Origin of the sequence: Mesorhizobium sp. M1182 (assembly GCF_040318335.1) — a bacterium.
GTDB lineage: Bacteria > Pseudomonadota > Alphaproteobacteria > Rhizobiales > Rhizobiaceae > Mesorhizobium.
Genome location: NZ_JAMYMD010000023.1, coordinates 1 through 18,505 on the forward strand (window position 1 = coordinate 1; position 18,505 = coordinate 18,505).

The following is an 18,505-nucleotide window of genomic DNA, read 5'->3' on the forward strand; positions in this document are numbered from 1 at the left end:
TGGCGCTGACCTCGGCAAATTGCCTGCCTTTCGGCGCCAAAAGGGGAAGTAAGGGCGCGCGGCAGCATTCCCTCCCCCTTGTGGGCAGGGTTAGGGTGGGGGTCCATCTTCGTAAGAATCCAAATGCGATTGCCCTGCGCTTGGGGGATGTCTGGTGATTGGCAAGGAGGGCAGGACAGAGCGGGCCGCTGTCCCGCCAACTCCACGTCCGGAACCTTCATAGCCAGAAACAAAAAAACCGCCTCGGTGGGCGGGTCGTTGGAGCCAATTAGCACCATACCGAAATTAGTAGCATAGCTGCCGGCACAAAGCAAGAACAAAATACGCCGTGACCGACAAATTCGCGAAGGATCGCAGCTGACTTGGTTTGAGCCCGGTCGTCACCCCCGGCCGTTCACCAGATCTCCGACAATATCGTACTTGCCGGAGATACGCATCTTGTAGACCTCATAATTCTCCATCACGCGCTGAACGTAACTTCTTGTTTCCGTATAAGGAATCCGCTCGATCCAGTCGACGACTGCATCGACGTCCTCGCCGCGCGGGTCGCCGTATTTCGCCACCCACTGGGCGGCGCGGGCGGGGCCGGCATTGTAGCCGGCGAAGGTCAGCACGTAGGAACCATCGAAACGGCCGAGCTGCTCGCCGAGAAAGGCAGCGCCCAGTGTTGCATTGTAGCCGGCATCGGTGGTCAGCCGGGCCTGCGAGAAAGTCATGCCGGCCTTCTTCGCCAATTGCTTGGCCGTGCCTGGCATCAGCTGCAGCAGTCCTCGCGCGCCGGCGCTGGAGACGGCGCCGATGTTGAACTCGCTTTCCTGGCGGGCAATCGCATAGGCCAGCGCCTTGCCCGAGCCGGAAATGTTGGCGGTGTCGGGAATGACGCCGAGCGGATGCGACAGCGCGCCGACGTCGATGCCACCTGCGCCGGCGATCTTGCCGACCTTCAGCGCCATGAAATGGTTGCCTTGTCTTTCCGCCAACACCGCAAGCAGCGCCAGTTCGCCGGGGCTGTTCAGCTGCCCGGCAAGGTCGCGGTAGAGGGTTTCGGCATAGCGGTCGTAGCCTGCCTGCTGCAGCCGCTCGATGGCGCTGACCGCCTCGCGGGTGGCAAAATTCCGGCGGTCGGCGGCACTTGGCTGGGGGTAGACGATGTTGAGGGTCTGCCGGCCGACGCGCTCGCCGGCGAGCTGGCCGTAAAAGGTCGTGCCGTAGCTGGCGGCGCGGCTGAAAAAATCCTTGGCATTGCCGGGCCCGCCGACTTCGGCGGCACGGCCGAGCCAGTAATAGGCGCGCGACAGCGACATCGGCCCTTGGGCGAGCTCCGCGATTTGCGCAAAATGCTTGGCGGCGGTGCTCGGGTCGTTGAGGCCGCGCAACGCGTACCAGCCTGCATGGAATTCCGCCTCGGCGGCATTGGCGGGACTTTCGGCGGCATGCGCGGCGACTATTCTGTAGGCGGTCTTCATGTCGCCCTGGTCGACCAGCTCGCGCGACAGCACCCGGCGTTCGACCCACCAGGCGTCCGCATCGACCAGAGCGTCACGATCGCCCGCCGCCTTCATCACCAGCGCGGCCGCGTCGGAAAATTTCTGTTGCTTGCGCAGATATTCGGCTTCGGCAAAGAGATAGCCGACCGCCCGCTGCGCTGCCGGCACCGCCTTCAGCAGCTTGGCCGCGTTCTTGTCGCCCTTGCTGACCGCCGCCCAGGCGTCGGCCAATTGCTGGGCGCCGGCGAGACCGGCGACGCGTAGCGCCGAAGCGACCCGGTCGGCATAAAACATGCGCTCCATGCGGAAGCGATGGTCGGCGGCCGGGATCAGCGCGCCGAACTCGCGGATGACCGCCGCCTCGTCCCCGGCTTCAAGCTTTTCGGTGCGCCAGAATGGCGACAGCACCGAGCGCGCCGCCTTGGTATTGCCTAGCGCTACATAGGAGCGCGCAAGGATCACCACGCCCTCGAAGGTCAGCGGCTGGCTGCCGTCGAACGCCCGCACCACGACCCGTGGCGCGGGGTTCTCGCGATAGAGCGCGCGCTCGCTGTTCTTGCGCAAGGCGATCGTGCCCGGCCAGTTCGGCAGCATCTTCGCGGCATCGGCGATGTCGCCGCTCGGCACCTGGTCGCCGCCATAGAGCGCAATCGCCCAGGCAAGGATGTGCCGATCGAGCGATTTGGCCGGCAGCGCTTCGCGCACCTGGCGCGCGCGCTGAATATCGTTTGCCGCCAGCGCATCGAGACCGCTCTTCAGCACCGCGACGCTGGCGGATGGCGAAGGGGACTGCTGCGATGCATCGTTCTGCGGCTCCGTGATCGGGATCGCCGACGTGACCTGCCCATCGACGCTGCCGCCGATCGCCGCGCCGGGGACCAGCACAACGATCGCGCCGAGAAGCGCGAAAAGACGAGGCCGCCTGGTCGGCATGGATTTGGTCATTTCCTATTCTTCGAGCTACCACTGGCACAGATGAACTGCAGCCTATTCGTCTGTGATGAAGGGCCCGTAAAGAAAACCTTATCGAGGTCGTTCGAATTGCAATTGCTCGCGCAATGCTTGCCGCCCAACAATGTCGAGACTATGGTGCGCCGCTTCGCTTTCGGCTAGAAGGCGCGCACGACAAACACCTACAGCGCCGCGGGTCTTCTCAGACGCGCAAAGGACGCTGTAGCAATTTAAATTTGGCGCATAACCCTTTCCGAAATCGACTGCGATTTTCGGGGTCATGCGCTAGTCCCAAGGAGTTGGACGACATGCTAAGAGGCTCGCTGACCGCGCTCGTCACACCGTTCGAAAAGAGCGGCCGTTTCGACGAGAAAGCCTTTCGCGCGTTCATCGCCTGGCAGATCGCGGAAGGCACGACGGGCGTGGTCCCGGTCGGCACCACCGGCGAGTCGCCGACGCTGTCGCATGACGAGCACCGCCAAGTCGTCAAGGTTTGCATCGAGGTCGCCAAGGGCCGGGTTCCGGTCGTCGCCGGCGCCGGCTCCAACAACACCGAAGAGGCGGTCGGCCTAGTCCAGGATGCCGAGAAGGCGGGCGCCGACGCTGCCCTTGTCGTCACGCCCTATTACAACAGACCGACACAGCGCGGCCTCTATGCGCATTTCGCCGCCGTCGCCAAGGCAACCAGCCTGCCGATCATCATCTACAACATTCCGCCGCGCTCGGTGGTCGACATGAGCCCCGAGACGATGGGCCAGTTGGTGCATGACTTCAAGAACATCGTCGGCGTCAAGGATGCCACCGGAAAGGTCGAGCGGGTTTCGGAGCAGCGCGCCACCTGTGGCAAGGATTTCATCCAGCTCTCCGGCGAAGACGCCTCGGCGCTCGGCTTCAACGCGCATGGCGGCGTCGGCTGTATTTCGGTGACGGCAAATGTCGCACCCAGGCTTTGCGCTGAATTCCAGGAGGCAACGCTTTCCGGCGACAGCGCCAAGGCGCTCGACCTGCAGGACCGTCTGTTGCCGCTGCACAAGGCGATTTTCATGGAGCCCGGCGTTTCCGGCGCGAAATATGCGCTGTCGAAGCTGGGCAAGGTCGAGAACGTGCTGCGCTCGCCGCTAATGACGGTCGAGCCGTCGACCGCCGAGAAGATCGACGCGGCGATGAAGCACGCCGGCTTGATAAACTAGGGATGAGGCGCCACCTCTCCGCATCATGAATCAAGTCAGAAAAGCCGATCCCAACAACAAGACCGTTGCGGAAAACCGCAAGGCGCGGTTTTCCTATGAGGTGCTCGACACGATCGAGGCCGGCCTGGTGCTGACCGGTACGGAAGTGAAATCGCTGCGCCAGGGCCAGGCCAATATCCAGGACAGCTACGCCTCGGTCGAGGGCGGCGAGATCTGGTTGATCAACTCCTATTTGCCGGAGTATCTGCAGGCCAACCGCTTCAACCATGAGCCGCGCCGCCGCCGCAAACTGCTGCTCAACAAGCGTGAGATGGCCAAGCTGGCGCAAAGCGTCGACCGCGAAGGCATGACGCTGGTGCCGCTGAAGATCTACTTCAACGACCAAGGCCGTGCCAAGCTGCTGCTCGCCGTTGGCCGCGGCAAGAAGCTGCACGACAAGCGCGAGACCGAAAAGCAGCGCGACTGGTCGCGCGAGAAGGGCCGGCTGCTGAAGGAGCGAGGGTGAGGCGCGGTCCGCGAGGCGGACGAAAAGCCAGCGATTTGGCTTTTCGAGCGACGAACGCCGGGAGCCATAGCGGCGGGCAGGGCGGACAAAAAGGGGTAGGTCTCGTTTGAAAAACCGGATCGTCTTATGGGGCGCGGCCGGTCTGCTCGTGGCGGGCCTCGTTTTGGCCGGCGGCTATACCTACTTCCAGACGTTTTCTCCGGACCGCCGCAAATATCCGGTCAGGGGCATCGACGTCTCCCATCATCAGCGGCAGATCGACTGGCGGCGTGTTGCCGCCGACGATGTCGCCTTCACCGTGATCAAGGCGACGGAAGGCGGCGATCATGTCGACGATGCCTTCGCCGCCAATTTGCGCGCGGCCCGCGCCGCCGGTCTTGCCGTCGGTGCCTATCATTTCTTCACCTTCTGCAGACCGGGTGCGGATCAGGCACGCAACTTCATCTCGGTGGTGCCGCACGATCAGCCTTTGCTGCCGCCGGTGGTAGACATAGAGTTCGGCGGCAATTGCCCGCAGCGGCCAACTCCCGAACAACTGAGCGCCGAACTCTCCGCCTTCCTCGGCCCGGTCGAGGCGGCGTTCGGCAAGACGGCGATCCTCTACGTGACCGACGAGGCGGCGCAAGCCTATGCCGGGCAGCTAGCCAGCCGCCCGCGCTGGCTGCGTTCGCTGGCGCTGCGGCCGGGCCATGACAACTGGATCTACTGGCAGTATCACAACCGGGGCCGCGTCGACGGCATCAGCGGCGACGTCGACCTGAATGTTCTCCAGGGCGGACCTGCGACGCTGGCCGCATTGTTTGCCGCAGCGCCTGAAGCGACAGCGTCGGATTGATGCTATTCCTGTCCACCAAAACACCCTCGATGGCACGAAGACAGAGCGACGAAGCGCGTTCCCCATCTGGCTATTCATATCGCAGGCGGCGCCGTGCTAAGTACATTTGATGCCGGAGCGCCCTTCATCAACCAATGACAGCAACGCCCCGCCTGCTGCGACGGACGGCGGCGACCCCCGCCTGGCATTTGTCTATGCGGAGGCGGTGCGTGGCCTCCAGCACCAGCAGGGCGTGGTTGAAAGTCTCAATACGCGCGCCGGCAATCTGATCTTTGCAACCGCGTTCGCGAGTTCTCTCCTCGGAGGCAGGGCGCTCCTGGATGGCGTGGGGCCTTGGGACTGGCTGGCGCTGATATTGCTTTTTCTTATCGGGCTGCTGGTCGCGATTATGTGGCCGTATTATAACTATACGTTCCGTTTCGATCCAGAGAAGCTGCTCCAGGACTTCGTCGATCAGCACCCTCCCGCAACCCTGGACGGGATGCACCGAGCGCTTGCGCTGCGCATCAAATCCGACATGGCCAGCAATTGGCGGATCATCCAACGCCTGCGCGTCGCGCTGCAGCTTGCACTCTTTCTGTGGTTGCTGGATCTCCTGGCCTGGTTGTTCGCGATCGCCCGAATCTAGGGCTCGTGCCCTGGCGGGCGTCGTCCGACTCTATGTCTTCAGAAAAGCTTCTATCTGACTGAAGACGTTGACGAACATCGCTTCTGTCAACACGCCGGTATTGGTGTTGTAGCGCGAGCAATGATAGCTGGAAAACAGCGTGATGCCATTGGCCTGCTGCTGCCCACCATGCCGGAACGGATAGGCGGCAACGCGTTGGCCGAGCGCCCGCACGGTCGACTGGTGCGCGATCGAGCCAAGCGCCAGCACAGCGCGCAGATTTGGAAATCGCGCGATCGTCGGCACCAGGAACGTCCGGCAGGTCGCTATCTCGGCGCCAACCGGCTTGTTGTCCGGCGGCACGCAGCGCACCGCATTGGTAATCGCCGTACCGACAAGCTCCAGCCCGTCATCCGGTCGCGCTTTGAATTCGCCGCGCGCAAAGCCGTGCGCGATCAGCGTGTTGTAGAGCAGGTCGCCGGCAAAATCGCCGGTGAAGGGGCGCCCCGTCCGGTTTGCCCCGCGCAGGCCCGGCGCCAGCCCGACGATCAGCAGACGCACCGCATCCTCGCCTTCCGGCGGCAAAAAGGTCGGCACCGGCGCGTTGAACCAGGACGGCTCGCGCCGCCGCCACTCGGCGATGAAGTCGTGCAACCGCGGGCAGAGCGGGCAATCGCGATCGGGTTCGGGAGAGACGACCAGGGGCGCGGTCAAGGCAACGACCGTCAATAGTCTTCCTCGTCGACTTCGGCCGGTTCGGGCCGGCGCACCGGCCGCTCCGACGGATCGCGGCCGACTTCATTCTTAAGCGTCATCAAGTCGATGAAATGGTCGGCCTGGCGGCGCAGATCGTCGGAGATCATCGGCGGCTGCGAAGCCATGGTCGAGACGATCGACACCTTGCGCCCGCGCCGCTGCAGCGCCTCGACCAGCGTGCGGAAATCGCCGTCGCCCGAAAAGATGACATAATGGTCGACGACATCGGCAAGCTCGAGCGCATCGACGGTCAGCTCGATATCCATATTGCCCTTAATCTTGCGCCGGCCGGTCGAGTCGGTGAATTCCTTGGCCGGTTTGGTCACCACCTTGAAGCCGTTATAGTCGAGCCAGTCGATCAGCGGCCGTATCGAGGAGTATTCCTGATCCTCGACCAGCGCGGTGTAGTAATAAGCGCGCAGCAGATAGCCGCGTTTCTGGAAGCTCGCCAGAAGTTTGCGGTAATCGATGTCAAAGCCCAGCGCGCGCGAGGTGGCGTAGAGATTGGCACCGTCGATAAAGAGAGCGATTTTTTCACGAGGATCGAACATGGAAAATGTCCTTTTTCGAAATAAGCGGTCGTCTAAATGCGTGGCGACTATCGGCCGGTCTGATAATAGACCTGTTGGCCTTCATCGTTCGAGATAACGCCAGTTTTACGGCAATCCAAGGCACCATGCCGCACCGCAAGCAATTGTGATCGGCGCTGTGTCGCCGCAGGCGGCCCGCGTCAGAGCTGCGCACCGCCATAAAAGCTTGTATTTTGGCGGCGTTCGGGTTATGGACCGCGCCTGTTTTCCATCAAATCCAGGCATGAAAGGGGCAACTCATGGCCCGCGTAACCGTTGAAGATTGCATCGACAAGGTCGACAACCGCTTCGAGCTGGTGCTCTTGGCCGGCCACCGCGCCCGTCAGATCAGCCAGGGCGCGCAGATCACCGTACCGCGCGACAACGACAAGAACCCGGTCGTTGCGCTCCGCGAAATCGCCGAAGAGACGCTGTCGCCGGACGATCTCAAGGAAGATCTCATCCATTCGCTGCAGAAGCATGTCGAGGTCGATGAGCCGGAAGCCGACGGCGAGGCGATTGCCGACCAGACTGGCAGCGCCGTTGCAGCCACCGATGCCGACGACGCCGAGGATAACGTCACCTTCGATCGCATGACCGAAGAAGACCTGTTGGCCGGCATCGAAGGCCTGGTGCCGCCGGAAAAAAGCGACGATTATTGATATTAGCGACAACTGCCGACACTTTCGCGTCGGCAGTTTCGTGGCTATCTATGACATGCGCCGTACGCCAGTGCGGCGCATGATTCATTTCAGCATTGCGAGATCCCGCCCATGATGCGTCAGTATGAGCTTGTCGAGCGCGTGCAGCGCTACAAGCCTGACGTCAACGAGGCGCTGCTCAACAAGGCCTATGTTTACGCCATGCAGAAGCATGGCCACCAGAAACGCGCCTCCGGCGACCCGTATTTCTCGCATCCGCTCGAAGTCGCCGCCATCCTCACCGAAATGCACATGGACGAGGCGACGATCGCCGTTGCCTTGCTGCACGACACGATCGAGGACACCACGGCGACCAGGGCCGAGATCGACGAATTGTTCGGCCCGGAAATGGGCAAGCTGGTCGAGGGCCTGACCAAGCTGAAGAAGCTCGACCTCGTCTCGAAGAAGGCCGAGCAGGCGGAGAACCTGCGCAAGCTGTTGCTGGCGATCTCGGAAGACGTGCGGGTGCTTCTGGTCAAGCTCGCCGACCGCCTGCACAATATGCGCACGCTCGACCATGTGCCGGAAGCCAAGCGCCTGCGCATCGCCGAAGAGACGATGGACATCTATGCGCCGCTGGCCGGCCGCATGGGCATGCAAGGCATGCGCGAGGAGCTGGAAGAGATTGCCTTCCGCTTCATCAATCCGGAAGCCTACCGCGCCGTCACCGCACGGCTGGCCGAAATCTTCGAGCGCAACAAGGGCGTGCTGTCGGAGATCGAGAAGGCGCTCTCCGCGCTGTTCGACAAATATTCGATCAAGGCCGAGGTCAAGAGCCGGCAGAAGAAGCCGTGGTCGGTGTTCCGCAAGATGGAAGCCAAGGCGTTGTCCTTCGAGCAGCTGTCCGACATCTTCGGCTTTCGCGTCGTCGTCGATACCGTCGAGGACTGCTACCGGGCGCTCGGCGCCATCCACACCACCTGGTCGATGGTGCCCGGCCGTTTCAAGGACTACATCTCCACGCCGAAGCAGAACGACTACCGCTCGATCCACACTACCATCGTCGGCCCGTCGCGCCAGCGCGTCGAATTGCAGATCCGCACCTATCAAATGAACAAGATCGCCGAATACGGCGTCGCTGCTCATTCGATCTATAAGGATACCGGTGGCAAGATGAATGGTGCCGCCCATGCGATCTCGAAGGAAACCAATGCCTATGCCTGGCTGCGGCGCACCATCGAGCAGCTTGCCGAAGGCGACAATCCCGAGGACTTCCTCGAAAACACCAAGCTGGAACTGTTTCAGGACCAGGTATTCTGCTTCACGCCGAAGGGCATGCTGATCGCGCTGCCGCGCGGCGCCACGCCGATCGACTTTGCCTATGCCGTCCACACCGATGTCGGCGACACTTGCGTCGGTGCCAAGGTCAATGGCCGCATCATGCCGCTGATGACGGAGCTGAAGAACGGCGACGAGGTCGAGATCATCCGCTCGAAGGCGCAGGTCCCGCCGGCGGCGTGGGAATCGGTGGTCGTTACCGGCAAGGCACGCTCGGCCATCCGCCGCGCCACCAAGAACGCCATTCGCAAGCAATATTCAGGTCTCGGTATCCGCATTCTGGAGCGCGCCTTCGAACGGTCCGGCAAGACCTTCACCAAGGAAAGCCTGAAGCCGGTGCTGCACCGGCTGGCGCGCAAGGACATCGAGGATGTGTTGGCCGCGGTCGGCCGAGGCGAAGTTGCCTCCACCGATGTCATGAAGGCGGTGTTTCCCGACTACAAGGACGAGCGTGTCACGCTGGTAGCGCCCAAGCAGCGCGAGGAGGGCTGGTCGAAGATCCGCAACGCCGCCGGCATGCTGTTCCAGATTCCGGGCCGCGCCGCACGCAAGGACAAGAACCAGCCGCGCGACGACGCGGTGCCGATCCGCGGTGTGCGCGGCGATCTGCCGGTGCGCTTCGCGCCGGAAGGGGCGGTGCCAGGCGATCGCATCGTCGGTATCGTGCAGCCGGGAACCGGTATCACCATCTATCCGATCCAGTCGCCGGCGCTGCAGGCCTTTGACGACCAGCCCGAGCGCTGGATCGACGTGCGCTGGGACATTGACGAGCGCACCAAGGAGCGGTTCCCGGCGCGCGTCTCGGTCACCGCCATCAACGCGCCGGGTTCGCTGGCCGATATTGCACAGGTCGTCGCATCCAACGACGCCAACATCCACACTTTGTCGATGGTGCGCACCGCGCCCGATTTCACCGAAATGCTGATCGATCTCGAAGTGTGGGACCTCAAGCACTTGAACCGGCTGCTGTCGCAGCTAAAGGACAATTCGAGCGTCAGTGACGCAAGGCGCGTGAATGGGTGAATAGTGAATAGTGAATAGTGAATAGTGAATAGTGAATAGTGAAAGAGGGTGCTCACTACCCTACTACCCTACCACCATTCACCATTCACCATGGACATGGAGTGAACGATGAACACCGATGAAGTGCTGGGTATTTTTCGCGAGGCCGGCGCCGTGCTCGAAGGGCATTTCATCCTGACGTCGGGCCTGCGCAGCCCGGTCTTTCTGCAGAAAGCGCGTGTTTTCATGCATGCCGACAAGACCGAGCGCTTGTGCAAGGCGCTCGCCGAAAAGATCCGCACTGACGTGCCCGGCAGGATCGACTACGTCGTCGGCCCGGCGATCGGCGGGCTGATCCCGGCCTATGAGACCTCGCGCCATCTTGGTGCGCCGGCGATCTGGGTCGAGCGGGAAGGGGGTGAATTCAGGCTGCGCCGCTTCGAGATCGCCAAGGGATCGCGCGTCGTCATTGTCGAGGACATCGTCACCACCGGCCTGTCGATCCGCGAGACCATCGACTGTCTGCGCGCACTTGGCGCCGATGTCGTTGCCGCTGCGTGCATCATCGACCGCTCGGCCGGCAAGACCGATGTCGGCGTGCCGCTGATCGCGCTCGCCGAATATGAAGTTCCGGCCTATCCGGCCGACAGGCTGCCGCCCGAGCTCGCCGCCATACCGGCGATCAAGCCGGGCAGCCGCAATATCTAATGCATGTCGCCCAAAAGTGTGCGGCGGTTTTGGGACAACGACATGCATAAAAACAAGTCAAGAGGCGCTGCCGTGATTGCCGGCATGGATCATTTCGTGCTGACGGTTCGTTCGGTGGACGATACCTGCGCCTTCTATCAGCGCGTGCTTGGCTTCAAGCGCCTCGACGAGCCGGACCGACCAACGGCGCTGCTGTTTGGAATGCAGAAGATCAATGTGCATCAGGTCGGGCGTACCTTCGAGCCGAAGGCCAAGGCGCCGACGCCGGGCTCCGGAGATTTCTGCTTGATTGCTGCCCGGCCGCTCGCCGAGATATGTGCCAACCTCGCCGCCAATGGTGTGGTGATAGAGATCGGCCCGGTCGAGCGTGTCGGCGCTCGGGGCGCGATGATGTCGGTCTATTTCCGCGATCCGGACGGCAACCTCGTCGAGGTCAGCGAATATCGATCCTAAGTGACGCTCCTTAAATTCGCCGCGATCATGCCCTGTTCAGAACGGCGATACCCAAGGCTGGCGCGACCGGCCACCGAGCGGATGCCCTCGGCCTCGTTGTTCTTCGGCCAGCGCATCGCTATATCAAAGTCGTAGTTGCTTTTCGGCGACCGCAGAGCGCAGCATAGGCTGTCGCGCCTGGCTGGAAAGGCCGGCGTGAAGCCATCGACGGAACTAGGAACAGGAACAGAGTGCTTTTTCGACGGCGCAAGCCTGATGGTTTTTTCGAGCGGGTGCGTACTTATTTGTGGCCGCGCCGCTCGTTCTCGCGCTCGCTGCGGTATTTCTCCAAACGCATCCTGCGGCTTAGGGCCACGCCGCATGCCGTGGCCGCCGGTGTTGCGGCGGGCGTATTCGCGTCGTTTTTCCCGCTTGGCTTTCACTTCATCATTGCTGCCATCCTGTGCTGGCTGATCGCCGGCAATCTGGTCGCGGCAGCACTCGGCACGGTCTTCGGCAACCCCCTGACCTTTCCACTGCTATGGGCCGCCTCCTGGGAGGTCGGCAAGCTGATCCTGCATGAACACCTGCCGGCGCATGGCCCGCCCGCGCATCTCGGCGACATGCTGCATAATCTTTCCTTTGCGCAATTGTGGGGACCGGTGCTGAAGCCGATGACGATCGGCGCAATACCGCTCGGCCTGGTTTTCGGCCTGCTGTTTTACGGCATCACCCGCTGGGGCATGGTCACTTTCCACGAGCAGCGCCGCAAGCGGCTGGCCGAAAGAGCGGCAAAGGCTGGAAAAACCGGGCCAGAAGTTCCTGCCGAATGATTATCGGTATTGGCAGCGACCTCATCGACATCAGACGCATCGAGAAGTCGCTGGAACGCCATGGCCAACGCTTCATCCAGCGCATCTACACCGAGATCGAACAGGCGCGGTCCGAAAACCGCGCGGCGCGTGCGGCCTCCTACGCCAAGCGTTTCGCTGCCAAGGAAGCTTGCGCCAAGGCATTGGGCACCGGTATGGCGCAGGGTGTGTTCTGGCGCGACATGGGGGTCGTCAACCTGGCCAGCGGCAAGCCGACCATGGCGCTGACCAATGGGGCGGCAGCGCGGCTGGACGAAATTCTGCCTGAAGGGCACCGCGCGGTGATCCACCTCACCATCACCGATGATTTTCCGCTCGCTCAAGCCTTTGTGATCATTGAAGCGTTGCCGGTCGAAGAAGCGCCACATTGATTGCATCTGACCACCGGCATGACGTTGCCCAGCGCGCGCCGAGACTCTATACCATCCAACGCACAATCGAGGACGACATGAGCGTGGCTGAAAAAACCCAGAAGAAATCCGGCGGACTTGGCGAAACCGTCAGCGTCATCGTCCAGGCCCTGCTGCTTGCGCTGGTCATCCGCACGCTCCTGTTCCAGCCGTTCTCGATCCCGTCCGGGTCGATGCGGCCGACTTTGCTCGAAGGCGACTATCTCTTCGTCACCAAGTGGTCCTACGGCTTCTCCCGCTATTCACTGCCGTTCGGGCCGAACATCTTTTCGGGCCGCATCTGGGGCTCAGAGCCGAAGCGCGGCGACGTGGTGGTGTTCAAGTTTCCGCCGGATCCTTCTGTCGATTATATCAAGCGCGTCGTCGGCCTGCCGGGCGACAAGATCCAGGTCAAGGATGGCCAGCTCTTCATCAATGACGTGGGCGTGCCACGCGTCAAGGTCGGGCAGATCGACAACCGAGACATCACCGAGGAGAACGGGCCGGTCGATGTCTATCGCGAGACGCTGCCGAACGGCGTCAGCTACGACACGCTCGACCTGACGCAGGCCTCGATCGGCGACAATACCAAAGAGTTCAAGGTGCCGCCCGGTCACTATTTCATGATGGGCGACAATCGCGACAACTCGTCGGACAGCCGCTTCACCGTCGGCTTCGTGCCGGACGAGAATTTGGTCGGCCGCGCCAACCTCATTTTCTTCTCGATCGGCGGCAGCGCCAGCCCGCTCGAAATCTGGAAATGGCCGTCGCTGATGCGCGCCTCGCGCCTGTTCCATTTCGTCAATTAGGGCCATGGCGGCGACGAAACGGCTGACCGCCGATGCGCTCGCCGAGGCGCTCAGGGAGCGCACCGGCCACAGTTTTGGCGACCATCAGCGCCTGCAGCGGGCGCTGACCCATGCCAGCGCTCGCGGCAGTCACGCCGGCATCGACTACGAACGTTTCGAATTCCTGGGCGACCGCGTTCTCGGCCTTGTCGTTGCCGATATGCTGCTGGCGGCATTTCCCGACGCCGCCGAGGGTGAGCTGTCGCTGAGATTGAACGCTCTGGTCAACGCTGAAGCCTTGGCGGAAATTGCCGAGGAGATCGGCCTGCCGGAACTTGTTCGCGCCGGTTCGGACGTACGCGGCCTCGACGGGCGCAAGCGCGTCAATCTGCGCGCCGATGCATTGGAATCGCTGATCGCCGTGCTCTATCTCGACGGAGGGTTGGAAGCGGCCCGTGCCTTCATCCACAAATACTGGCAGCCGCGCTCGCAAGCCATTGACGCCGCCCGTCGCGATGCGAAAACCGAACTCCAGGAATGGGCGCATCAGGCGGCAGGCGCAGTGCCGGTTTACATAATCGACAGCCGCGAGGGACCGGACCACGATCCGCTGTTCACCGTCAGTGTCAAGGTCGGCGCCTATCCGTCGGCGACCGGCAGCGGGCGCTCCAAGCGCGAGGCGGAGCAGGCTGCAGCCGCGGCACTTCTGCAGCGGGAAGGCGTCTGGCTCGATCAAGGGAGTGCCGCATGACCGCCACCGAAGCTCCGGCAACAGAAGCTCCCGCTACCCGCTCCGGCTTCGTCGCGCTGATCGGCGCGCCCAATGCGGGGAAATCGACGCTGGTCAACCAATTGGTCGGCGCCAAGGTGTCGATCGTGACGCACAAGGTGCAGACCACGCGCGCTATCGTGCGCGGCATTGCCACCCACAACAACGCGCAGATCGTCTTCGTCGACACGCCGGGCATATTCAAGCCGAAGCGCCGGCTGGACACGGCGATGGTGACGACCGCGTGGGGCGGTGCCAAGGACGCCGATATCGTGCTGCTCTTGATCGATGCCGAGCGCGGCATCCGGGGCGATGCCGACGCCATCCTCGAGCGGCTGAAGGATGTCCGGCAGCCGATGGTGTTGATCCTCAACAAGGTCGATCGGGTCAAGCACGAGACGTTGCTGGCATTGTCGGCGGCAGCCAACGAAAGGGTGCCGTTCAAGCGCACCTTCATGGTTTCGGCGCTGACCGGGTCCGGCTGCAAGGACCTGCTCGACTATCTAGCCGAGACCTTGCCGGCCGGCCCCTGGTACTATCCGGAGGACCAGATCTCCGACCTGCCGATGCGCCAGCTCGCGGCCGAGATCACCCGCGAAAAGCTCTATCTCAGGCTGCATCAGGAACTGCCTTATTCCTCCCACATCGAGACCGAGAAATGGGAAGAGAAGAAGGACGGCTCGGTGCGCATCGACCAGACAATCTATGTCGAGCGTGACAGCCAGAAGAAGATCGTGCTCGGCCATAAGGGCGAGACGATCCGCGCCATCGGCCAGGCCGCGCGCATGGAAATCGCAGGCATACTCGAGCAGAAGGTGCACCTCTTCCTGTTCGTCAAGGTGCGCGAGAACTGGGGCGACGATCCCGAGCGCTACCGTGAAATGGGGCTCGAATTTCCGCACTGAGCCTGTTTGGGCGATCCGCAGAGCGGCCTGTTGGCCGCCTCAGGATTTTGAGAGGTCGCCGGGGTGCCCGATCGGTCGACTTGCATCTTGAACAGCCGCCGAATCATTCCGGAAGCCATGCGTCGACCACGTCGGTCGAGCCGTTTCTTATTGGCACCGGCGCGGCCCGAAATCCTGAGCGGGTTCTGAGAAATTTCCGATATTTCATGCAGAACCGGCCAGTTAGACCGGTTGGAGCACCTGCCGACACTGCGATCGTGCATGGTTCCCGTTCGTCGTCTCTCCGTCACACACTCTGCCTATAGGCTGTGCGAAAGACCCGCTTCCGAGCAAACCGGAACCGGCGGGCAAGCAGCCAGATCAGGACATGACAGGGACTTGGAATCGCATCGACCGCATCCGTCAGACCGAGTTTGCAAACGCCGTCGCTGTTGAGATCGAGCGCGTGCTGGCGCGGCAAGGCAAGGTGACGAAAAGCGATGCGGTCGTTGCAGCGGGCAGGGTCGCCGGCGCCGTTGCCGCCGCCGTCGCTTTGCTTGCGCCGACCGACATCAGTGCGATCGACACCATGCAGGAAAGATTACCCGGCATGGCGTCGCGTTTCGTGCGGATATTGGCAGCCGAAGCTGCGGAACGCCGTGCCCGGACGCATCTGTCGACGGCGCACGAAGGTCAAGGGGCAGACATCCAACGCCTGGCCGGAACGGGCGACCTCGACGCGATGCGGGTCGAGGACTGGGCCGGTCGGGTCGCCGGGTCGACGTTCCTGCAGCAAAATCTCGGCATATCGCGCTCGACCCTGCATCGCTGGCAGCGGAGCGGCACGGTCGTTGCGTTGCGCACCGGTGGCCGCAAACATGTATTTCCCCTGGCCCAGTTCATCGACGGCAGGCCGGCGCCGGGTGTCAAGGAAGTGTTATCCGCGATGCCCGATCCACGGCATGCCTGGTCGTGGCTGATCGGCCCCGCGCCCGGCCTCGCCGGACGTATTCCCATTGAAATGCTCAAACGGGATCTGGTGGCGGAAGTCGTTCTTGCCGCACAGAACGCAGCGATGGCGAAGTCGGCTTGATCTCGCTGCCAACGTTAGAAGTCTATTCCAAAAAAAGAACACGTAGAAGGAATGTATGTCGGGTGCCGATCGGTTTGCCGGCTAATGGCATAAGTATATTTTTGTACAATTGTGACAGTGTTTCGTTTGTGCCACGGGAAAATGTGAAGCAAATATGAAGTGATATTTGTGCAACATGGATTTATTCTGTTATGCAAACGTTGATTATTTTTGCAATCGTCATTGAGACTGGAATGCGGATGAGTATGTTCGCCGCCTGAAGAGGGGGTGCGGTGCGCGCCTTTTTCGACGTGGGTGAGGCGTTCAGCCGTTCAACCCATGATTCCAAAGCCATTTTTAACTTTGACTGGAGAGGTCAGAAAATGAATATCAAGAGCCTTCTTCTCGGCTCAGCGGCGGCATTCGTCGCGGTCTCCGGTGCGCGCGCCGCCGACGCTGTTGTGGTCGCCGAGCCGGAACCCGCCGAATACGTCAAGATTTGCGACGTCTACGGCGCCGGCTACTTCTACATTCCCGGCACCGAGACCTGCCTGCGCATCGGCGGCTATGTCCGCTATGACGCCAGCTTCGGCGACGCCGGCCGCGTTTTCGATGGCGCGACGACACACGACCTTATGGACGGTGACGAGCAGCAGACCTGGAACAAGAATGCCCGCTTCAATCTGAAGACGTGGACCGGCCAGGAAACCGAGCTCGGCACGTTGAAGACCTATACCGAGACCCGTTTCAACTTCGGCAATACCAAACGCACCGTGAGCGGTGTTGATTTCAGCGTGCAGGACAACAAGGCGGTTACCCTGAACTTCGCCTGGATCCAGCTTGGAGGTTTCCGCGTCGGTAAGGATGAAACTGTCTATGATTCGTTCATCGGTTACGCCGGCAACGTCGTCCAGGACACTATCATTCCTTACGGCACCAAGGACACCAACCTGATCAGTTACTATTTCGACGGCGGTAATGGCTTTACGGCAGTCGCCTCGGTCGAAACGGGCTCCGGCGCTGACCAGTCGATCGACAGCTACGTTCCGTTTGTCGTCGGCGGCGTGAAATACAAGGGCGACTGGGGTGCGATCACCGCGGTCGGCGCCTATAACAGCACGTCGGAAGAATGGGCCGGCAAAGCTCGCCTCGACGTCAAGCCGATTACTGACCTGACCCTGTTCGTGATGGCGGGCTACGGCAGCGACGACAACGTCGCGAAGAACTTCTACAAGCCGTGGACTGGCAACTTTGCCGTCTGGGGCGGCGGCAGCTATGCCGTCAACAAGAAGACCTCTTTGAACGCCCAGGTCTCCTATACCGACGACCAAGACTTCGCCGTTGCGGCCAACGTCGCCTACACCATCGTTCCTGGTTACACGATCACCGCCGAAGTCGATTATTACGACAATTTCGATGCCGACGATGCCGACGCAATCGGCGGCATCTTCCGCTTCCAGCGCTCGTTCTGATCAAACGACGATCTCGTAAAAAACGGCCCGTAGCGATACGCTACGGGCCGTTTTGGGTTGGCGGCGGATTCGTCGCTCATCTTGATTTCGCCATCCAACCGGTGACAAGCTCTCGTCATGGAATGGCGCGACGAGGGAATCATTCTCGGCACCCGCAAGCATGGCGAAACCAGCGCCATTCTTGAGGTGATGACACGCGCGCATGGCCGCCATCTCGGTCTCGTGCGCGGCGGCCGTTCGCGCAAACAGCAGCCTGTCTTGCAGCCCGGCAATCGCGTCGACCTGTTGTGGCGGGCGCGGCTCGACGAGCATCTCGGCACCTTCCAGATCGAGGCTATCGAGATGAACGCCGCCCGGCTGATGGACAGCGCCGTTGCCGTCTACGGCCTGCAGACGATGGCCGCGCATTTGCGTCTTCTGCCTGAGCGTGACGCCCATGGCGGCCTTTACGAGACGCTTGCGGTGATGATCGCTCATCTCGACGATGCCGATGCCGCCGGCGAGCTGGTGGCCCGCTTCGAGCTGCTGGTACTCGACGAACTCGGTTTCGGCCTCGATCTCAGCCAGTGTGCGGCGACCGGCACCAGGCAGGACCTTGCCTATGTCTCGCCGAAATCCGGCCGCGCCGTGTCGCTGGCGGCGGGCGCGCCGTGGCGCGACAAGATGCTGGCGCTGCCTGCCTTCCTGCAGCGCGGCTCCGGGCTGCGCGCCGATCCGGCGGCGATCGAGGACGCCTTCCGGCTGACCGGCTTCTTTTTGACCCGCCGTGTCTACGAACCGCGCGGCATCGAGCCTCCCGGCGCCCGCGCCGGGTTTCTCGCCGCCTTGCGCAGGCATCATTCACCCGGCCGTGAATCCGGCAAGGCAAGCGCCGGGGAAGCCGCCACCGGGGAAACCACCAGATGAGCGAAGTTGAACCTGATCCCGAAAACGTTTCGCCGCTCGGCCTTGGCACCATTTCGCAGGTGGGCGAGGCCTATGCGACGGCCGAGTTCAAAGTGAATTTGACGCGGCCGATCACGCCAAGGACGGGCGAGGTGGTGTGCGAGGGCAAAGTGGTGCACAAGGGCCGCACGCTGACGGTTTCGGAAGCGGCGCTGAAGGACGCCAACGGCAAAGCTGCTGGCTTTCGGCACCGAAACATGCTCGATCTTTCCGGCCAATCCGGCGGCACGTTGAATGGACCGGCCGTTTGGCCGCCGCATTTGAATATCACTGAACATTGAATGTCAGTGACA

20 protein-coding genes are annotated in these 18,505 nt (G+C 62.1%); 17 read left to right on the forward strand and 3 right to left on the reverse strand.

Annotation, left to right across the window (positions count from 1 at the left end; translation table 11 throughout):
- Positions 1-380: 380 nt before the first annotated feature.
- Positions 381-2,420, reverse strand: coding sequence for a lytic transglycosylase domain-containing protein (locus tag NKH33_RS22895; RefSeq protein ID WP_352921667.1), 2,040 nt, complete (start codon positions 2,418-2,420; stop codon positions 381-383).
- A gap of 326 nt (positions 2,421-2,746) precedes the next feature.
- On the opposite strand from NKH33_RS22895, the gene dapA reads away from it, so the two are divergent.
- From dapA to NKH33_RS22915, 4 genes are all read left to right on the forward strand, one after another.
- Positions 2,747-3,628 (forward strand): 4-hydroxy-tetrahydrodipicolinate synthase, encoded by an 882-nt coding sequence (dapA, locus tag NKH33_RS22900; RefSeq protein ID WP_352921627.1) that lies wholly within the window; start codon positions 2,747-2,749, stop codon positions 3,626-3,628.
- Positions 3,629-3,653: 25 nt separating this feature from the next.
- Entirely contained in the window at positions 3,654-4,133 is a 480-nt protein-coding gene (gene smpB / locus NKH33_RS22905) for an SsrA-binding protein SmpB (RefSeq protein ID WP_023768487.1), read from the forward strand.
- A gap of 106 nt (positions 4,134-4,239) precedes the next feature.
- Positions 4,240-4,968, forward strand: coding sequence for a GH25 family lysozyme (locus NKH33_RS22910; RefSeq protein WP_352501813.1), 729 nt, complete (start codon positions 4,240-4,242; stop codon positions 4,966-4,968).
- Between the two features lie 109 nt (positions 4,969-5,077).
- Positions 5,078-5,596: a hypothetical protein gene (locus tag NKH33_RS22915; RefSeq protein WP_352921629.1), complete on the forward strand. Its 519-nt coding sequence runs from the start codon at positions 5,078-5,080 to the stop codon at positions 5,594-5,596.
- Positions 5,597-5,626: 30 nt separating this feature from the next.
- Here the strand turns inward: NKH33_RS22915 and NKH33_RS22920 are convergent, their stop codons facing one another.
- Both NKH33_RS22920 and NKH33_RS22925 read right to left on the reverse strand, forming a co-directional pair.
- Positions 5,627-6,304: a uracil-DNA glycosylase gene (locus tag NKH33_RS22920; RefSeq protein WP_245274739.1), complete on the reverse strand. Its 678-nt coding sequence runs from the start codon at positions 6,302-6,304 to the stop codon at positions 5,627-5,629.
- Positions 6,301-6,882, reverse strand: coding sequence for a LabA-like NYN domain-containing protein (locus NKH33_RS22925; RefSeq protein WP_023677774.1), 582 nt, complete (start codon positions 6,880-6,882; stop codon positions 6,301-6,303). Before NKH33_RS22925 ends, NKH33_RS22920 begins: the two co-directional genes overlap by 4 nt.
- A gap of 278 nt (positions 6,883-7,160) precedes the next feature.
- Between NKH33_RS22925 and rpoZ the strand changes: the two genes are divergently transcribed.
- The 13 genes from rpoZ (at position 7,161) to NKH33_RS22990 (ending at position 18,493) form a co-directional block, all read left to right on the forward strand.
- Positions 7,161-7,562, forward strand: coding sequence for a DNA-directed RNA polymerase subunit omega (rpoZ, locus tag NKH33_RS22930; protein WP_023677773.1), 402 nt, complete (start codon positions 7,161-7,163; stop codon positions 7,560-7,562).
- Between the two features lie 111 nt (positions 7,563-7,673).
- Positions 7,674-9,902 carry a RelA/SpoT family protein gene (locus NKH33_RS22935; protein ID WP_352501814.1) on the forward strand — a complete coding sequence of 743 codons (2,229 nt, stop codon included), beginning with the start codon at positions 7,674-7,676 and terminating at the stop codon, positions 9,900-9,902.
- Between the two features lie 108 nt (positions 9,903-10,010).
- A complete protein-coding gene (gene pyrE, locus NKH33_RS22940; protein WP_352471045.1) occupies positions 10,011-10,589 on the forward strand; it encodes an orotate phosphoribosyltransferase in 579 nt (192 codons plus the stop codon).
- 42 nt (positions 10,590-10,631) lie between these two features.
- Positions 10,632-11,042, forward strand: a complete 411-nt coding sequence (locus NKH33_RS22945) for a VOC family protein (protein WP_352921631.1) — start codon at positions 10,632-10,634, stop codon at positions 11,040-11,042.
- Positions 11,043-11,272: 230 nt separating this feature from the next.
- The gene (locus NKH33_RS22950) at positions 11,273-11,854 is read left to right on the forward strand and encodes a DUF2062 domain-containing protein (RefSeq protein WP_023677769.1); all 582 of its coding nucleotides are present in this window, start codon (positions 11,273-11,275) and stop codon (positions 11,852-11,854) included.
- Entirely contained in the window at positions 11,851-12,264 is a 414-nt protein-coding gene (gene acpS, locus NKH33_RS22955) for a holo-ACP synthase (RefSeq protein WP_352467214.1), read from the forward strand. Before NKH33_RS22950 ends, acpS begins: the two co-directional genes overlap by 4 nt.
- Positions 12,265-12,341: 77 nt before the next feature.
- On the forward strand, positions 12,342-13,091 hold the full coding sequence (lepB, locus tag NKH33_RS22960) for a signal peptidase I (protein WP_352471047.1): 750 nt from the start codon (positions 12,342-12,344) through the stop codon (positions 13,089-13,091).
- Between the two features lie 4 nt (positions 13,092-13,095).
- Positions 13,096-13,821: a ribonuclease III gene (gene rnc, locus NKH33_RS22965; protein WP_352921633.1), complete on the forward strand. Its 726-nt coding sequence runs from the start codon at positions 13,096-13,098 to the stop codon at positions 13,819-13,821.
- Complete coding sequence (era, locus tag NKH33_RS22970) at positions 13,818-14,744, forward strand: GTPase Era (RefSeq protein ID WP_023677765.1); 927 nt, start codon at positions 13,818-13,820, stop codon at positions 14,742-14,744. The genes rnc and era overlap by 4 nt, the downstream gene beginning before the upstream one ends.
- Positions 14,745-15,111: 367 nt before the next feature.
- The gene (locus tag NKH33_RS22975; RefSeq protein ID WP_352921635.1) at positions 15,112-15,816 is read left to right on the forward strand and encodes an antitoxin Xre/MbcA/ParS-like domain-containing protein; all 705 of its coding nucleotides are present in this window, start codon (positions 15,112-15,114) and stop codon (positions 15,814-15,816) included.
- A 362-nt stretch (positions 15,817-16,178) separates the two neighbouring features.
- The gene (locus NKH33_RS22980; protein ID WP_352471050.1) at positions 16,179-17,267 is read left to right on the forward strand and encodes a porin; all 1,089 of its coding nucleotides are present in this window, start codon (positions 16,179-16,181) and stop codon (positions 17,265-17,267) included.
- 117 nt (positions 17,268-17,384) lie between these two features.
- A complete protein-coding gene (gene recO / locus NKH33_RS22985) occupies positions 17,385-18,173 on the forward strand; it encodes a DNA repair protein RecO (RefSeq protein WP_352871512.1) in 789 nt (262 codons plus the stop codon).
- Positions 18,170-18,493: a PaaI family thioesterase gene (locus NKH33_RS22990; RefSeq protein ID WP_352921637.1), complete on the forward strand. Its 324-nt coding sequence runs from the start codon at positions 18,170-18,172 to the stop codon at positions 18,491-18,493. The genes recO and NKH33_RS22990 overlap by 4 nt, the downstream gene beginning before the upstream one ends.
- The last annotated feature ends 12 nt before the right edge of the window (positions 18,494-18,505 follow it).

Excerpts from the sequence above, each read along its gene's own strand:
- smpB (WP_023768487.1), top strand. The coding sequence starts at position 3,654 with ATGAATCAAGTCAGAAAAGCCGATCCCAACAACAAGACCGTTGCGGAA.
- NKH33_RS22990 (WP_352921637.1), top strand. The coding sequence starts at position 18,170 with ATGAGCGAAGTTGAACCTGATCCCGAAAACGTTTCGCCGCTCGGCCTT.
- rnc (WP_352921633.1), top strand. The coding sequence starts at position 13,096 with ATGGCGGCGACGAAACGGCTGACCGCCGATGCGCTCGCCGAGGCGCTC.
- acpS (WP_352467214.1), top strand. The coding sequence starts at position 11,851 with ATGATTATCGGTATTGGCAGCGACCTCATCGACATCAGACGCATCGAG.
- era (WP_023677765.1), top strand. The coding sequence starts at position 13,818 with ATGACCGCCACCGAAGCTCCGGCAACAGAAGCTCCCGCTACCCGCTCC.
- recO (WP_352871512.1), top strand. The coding sequence starts at position 17,385 with ATGGAATGGCGCGACGAGGGAATCATTCTCGGCACCCGCAAGCATGGC.
- pyrE (WP_352471045.1), top strand. The coding sequence starts at position 10,011 with ATGAACACCGATGAAGTGCTGGGTATTTTTCGCGAGGCCGGCGCCGTG.
- NKH33_RS22915 (WP_352921629.1), top strand. The coding sequence starts at position 5,078 with ATGCCGGAGCGCCCTTCATCAACCAATGACAGCAACGCCCCGCCTGCT.
- NKH33_RS22895 (WP_352921667.1), bottom strand. The coding sequence starts at position 2,420 with ATGCCGACCAGGCGGCCTCGTCTTTTCGCGCTTCTCGGCGCGATCGTT.
- NKH33_RS22975 (WP_352921635.1), top strand. The coding sequence starts at position 15,112 with ATGACAGGGACTTGGAATCGCATCGACCGCATCCGTCAGACCGAGTTT.
- NKH33_RS22945 (WP_352921631.1), top strand. The coding sequence starts at position 10,632 with ATGCATAAAAACAAGTCAAGAGGCGCTGCCGTGATTGCCGGCATGGAT.
- lepB (WP_352471047.1), top strand. The coding sequence starts at position 12,342 with ATGAGCGTGGCTGAAAAAACCCAGAAGAAATCCGGCGGACTTGGCGAA.
- NKH33_RS22935 (WP_352501814.1), top strand. The coding sequence starts at position 7,674 with ATGATGCGTCAGTATGAGCTTGTCGAGCGCGTGCAGCGCTACAAGCCT.
- NKH33_RS22925 (WP_023677774.1), bottom strand. The coding sequence starts at position 6,882 with ATGTTCGATCCTCGTGAAAAAATCGCTCTCTTTATCGACGGTGCCAAT.
- NKH33_RS22980 (WP_352471050.1), top strand. The coding sequence starts at position 16,179 with ATGAATATCAAGAGCCTTCTTCTCGGCTCAGCGGCGGCATTCGTCGCG.
- rpoZ (WP_023677773.1), top strand. The coding sequence starts at position 7,161 with ATGGCCCGCGTAACCGTTGAAGATTGCATCGACAAGGTCGACAACCGC.
- dapA (WP_352921627.1), top strand. The coding sequence starts at position 2,747 with ATGCTAAGAGGCTCGCTGACCGCGCTCGTCACACCGTTCGAAAAGAGC.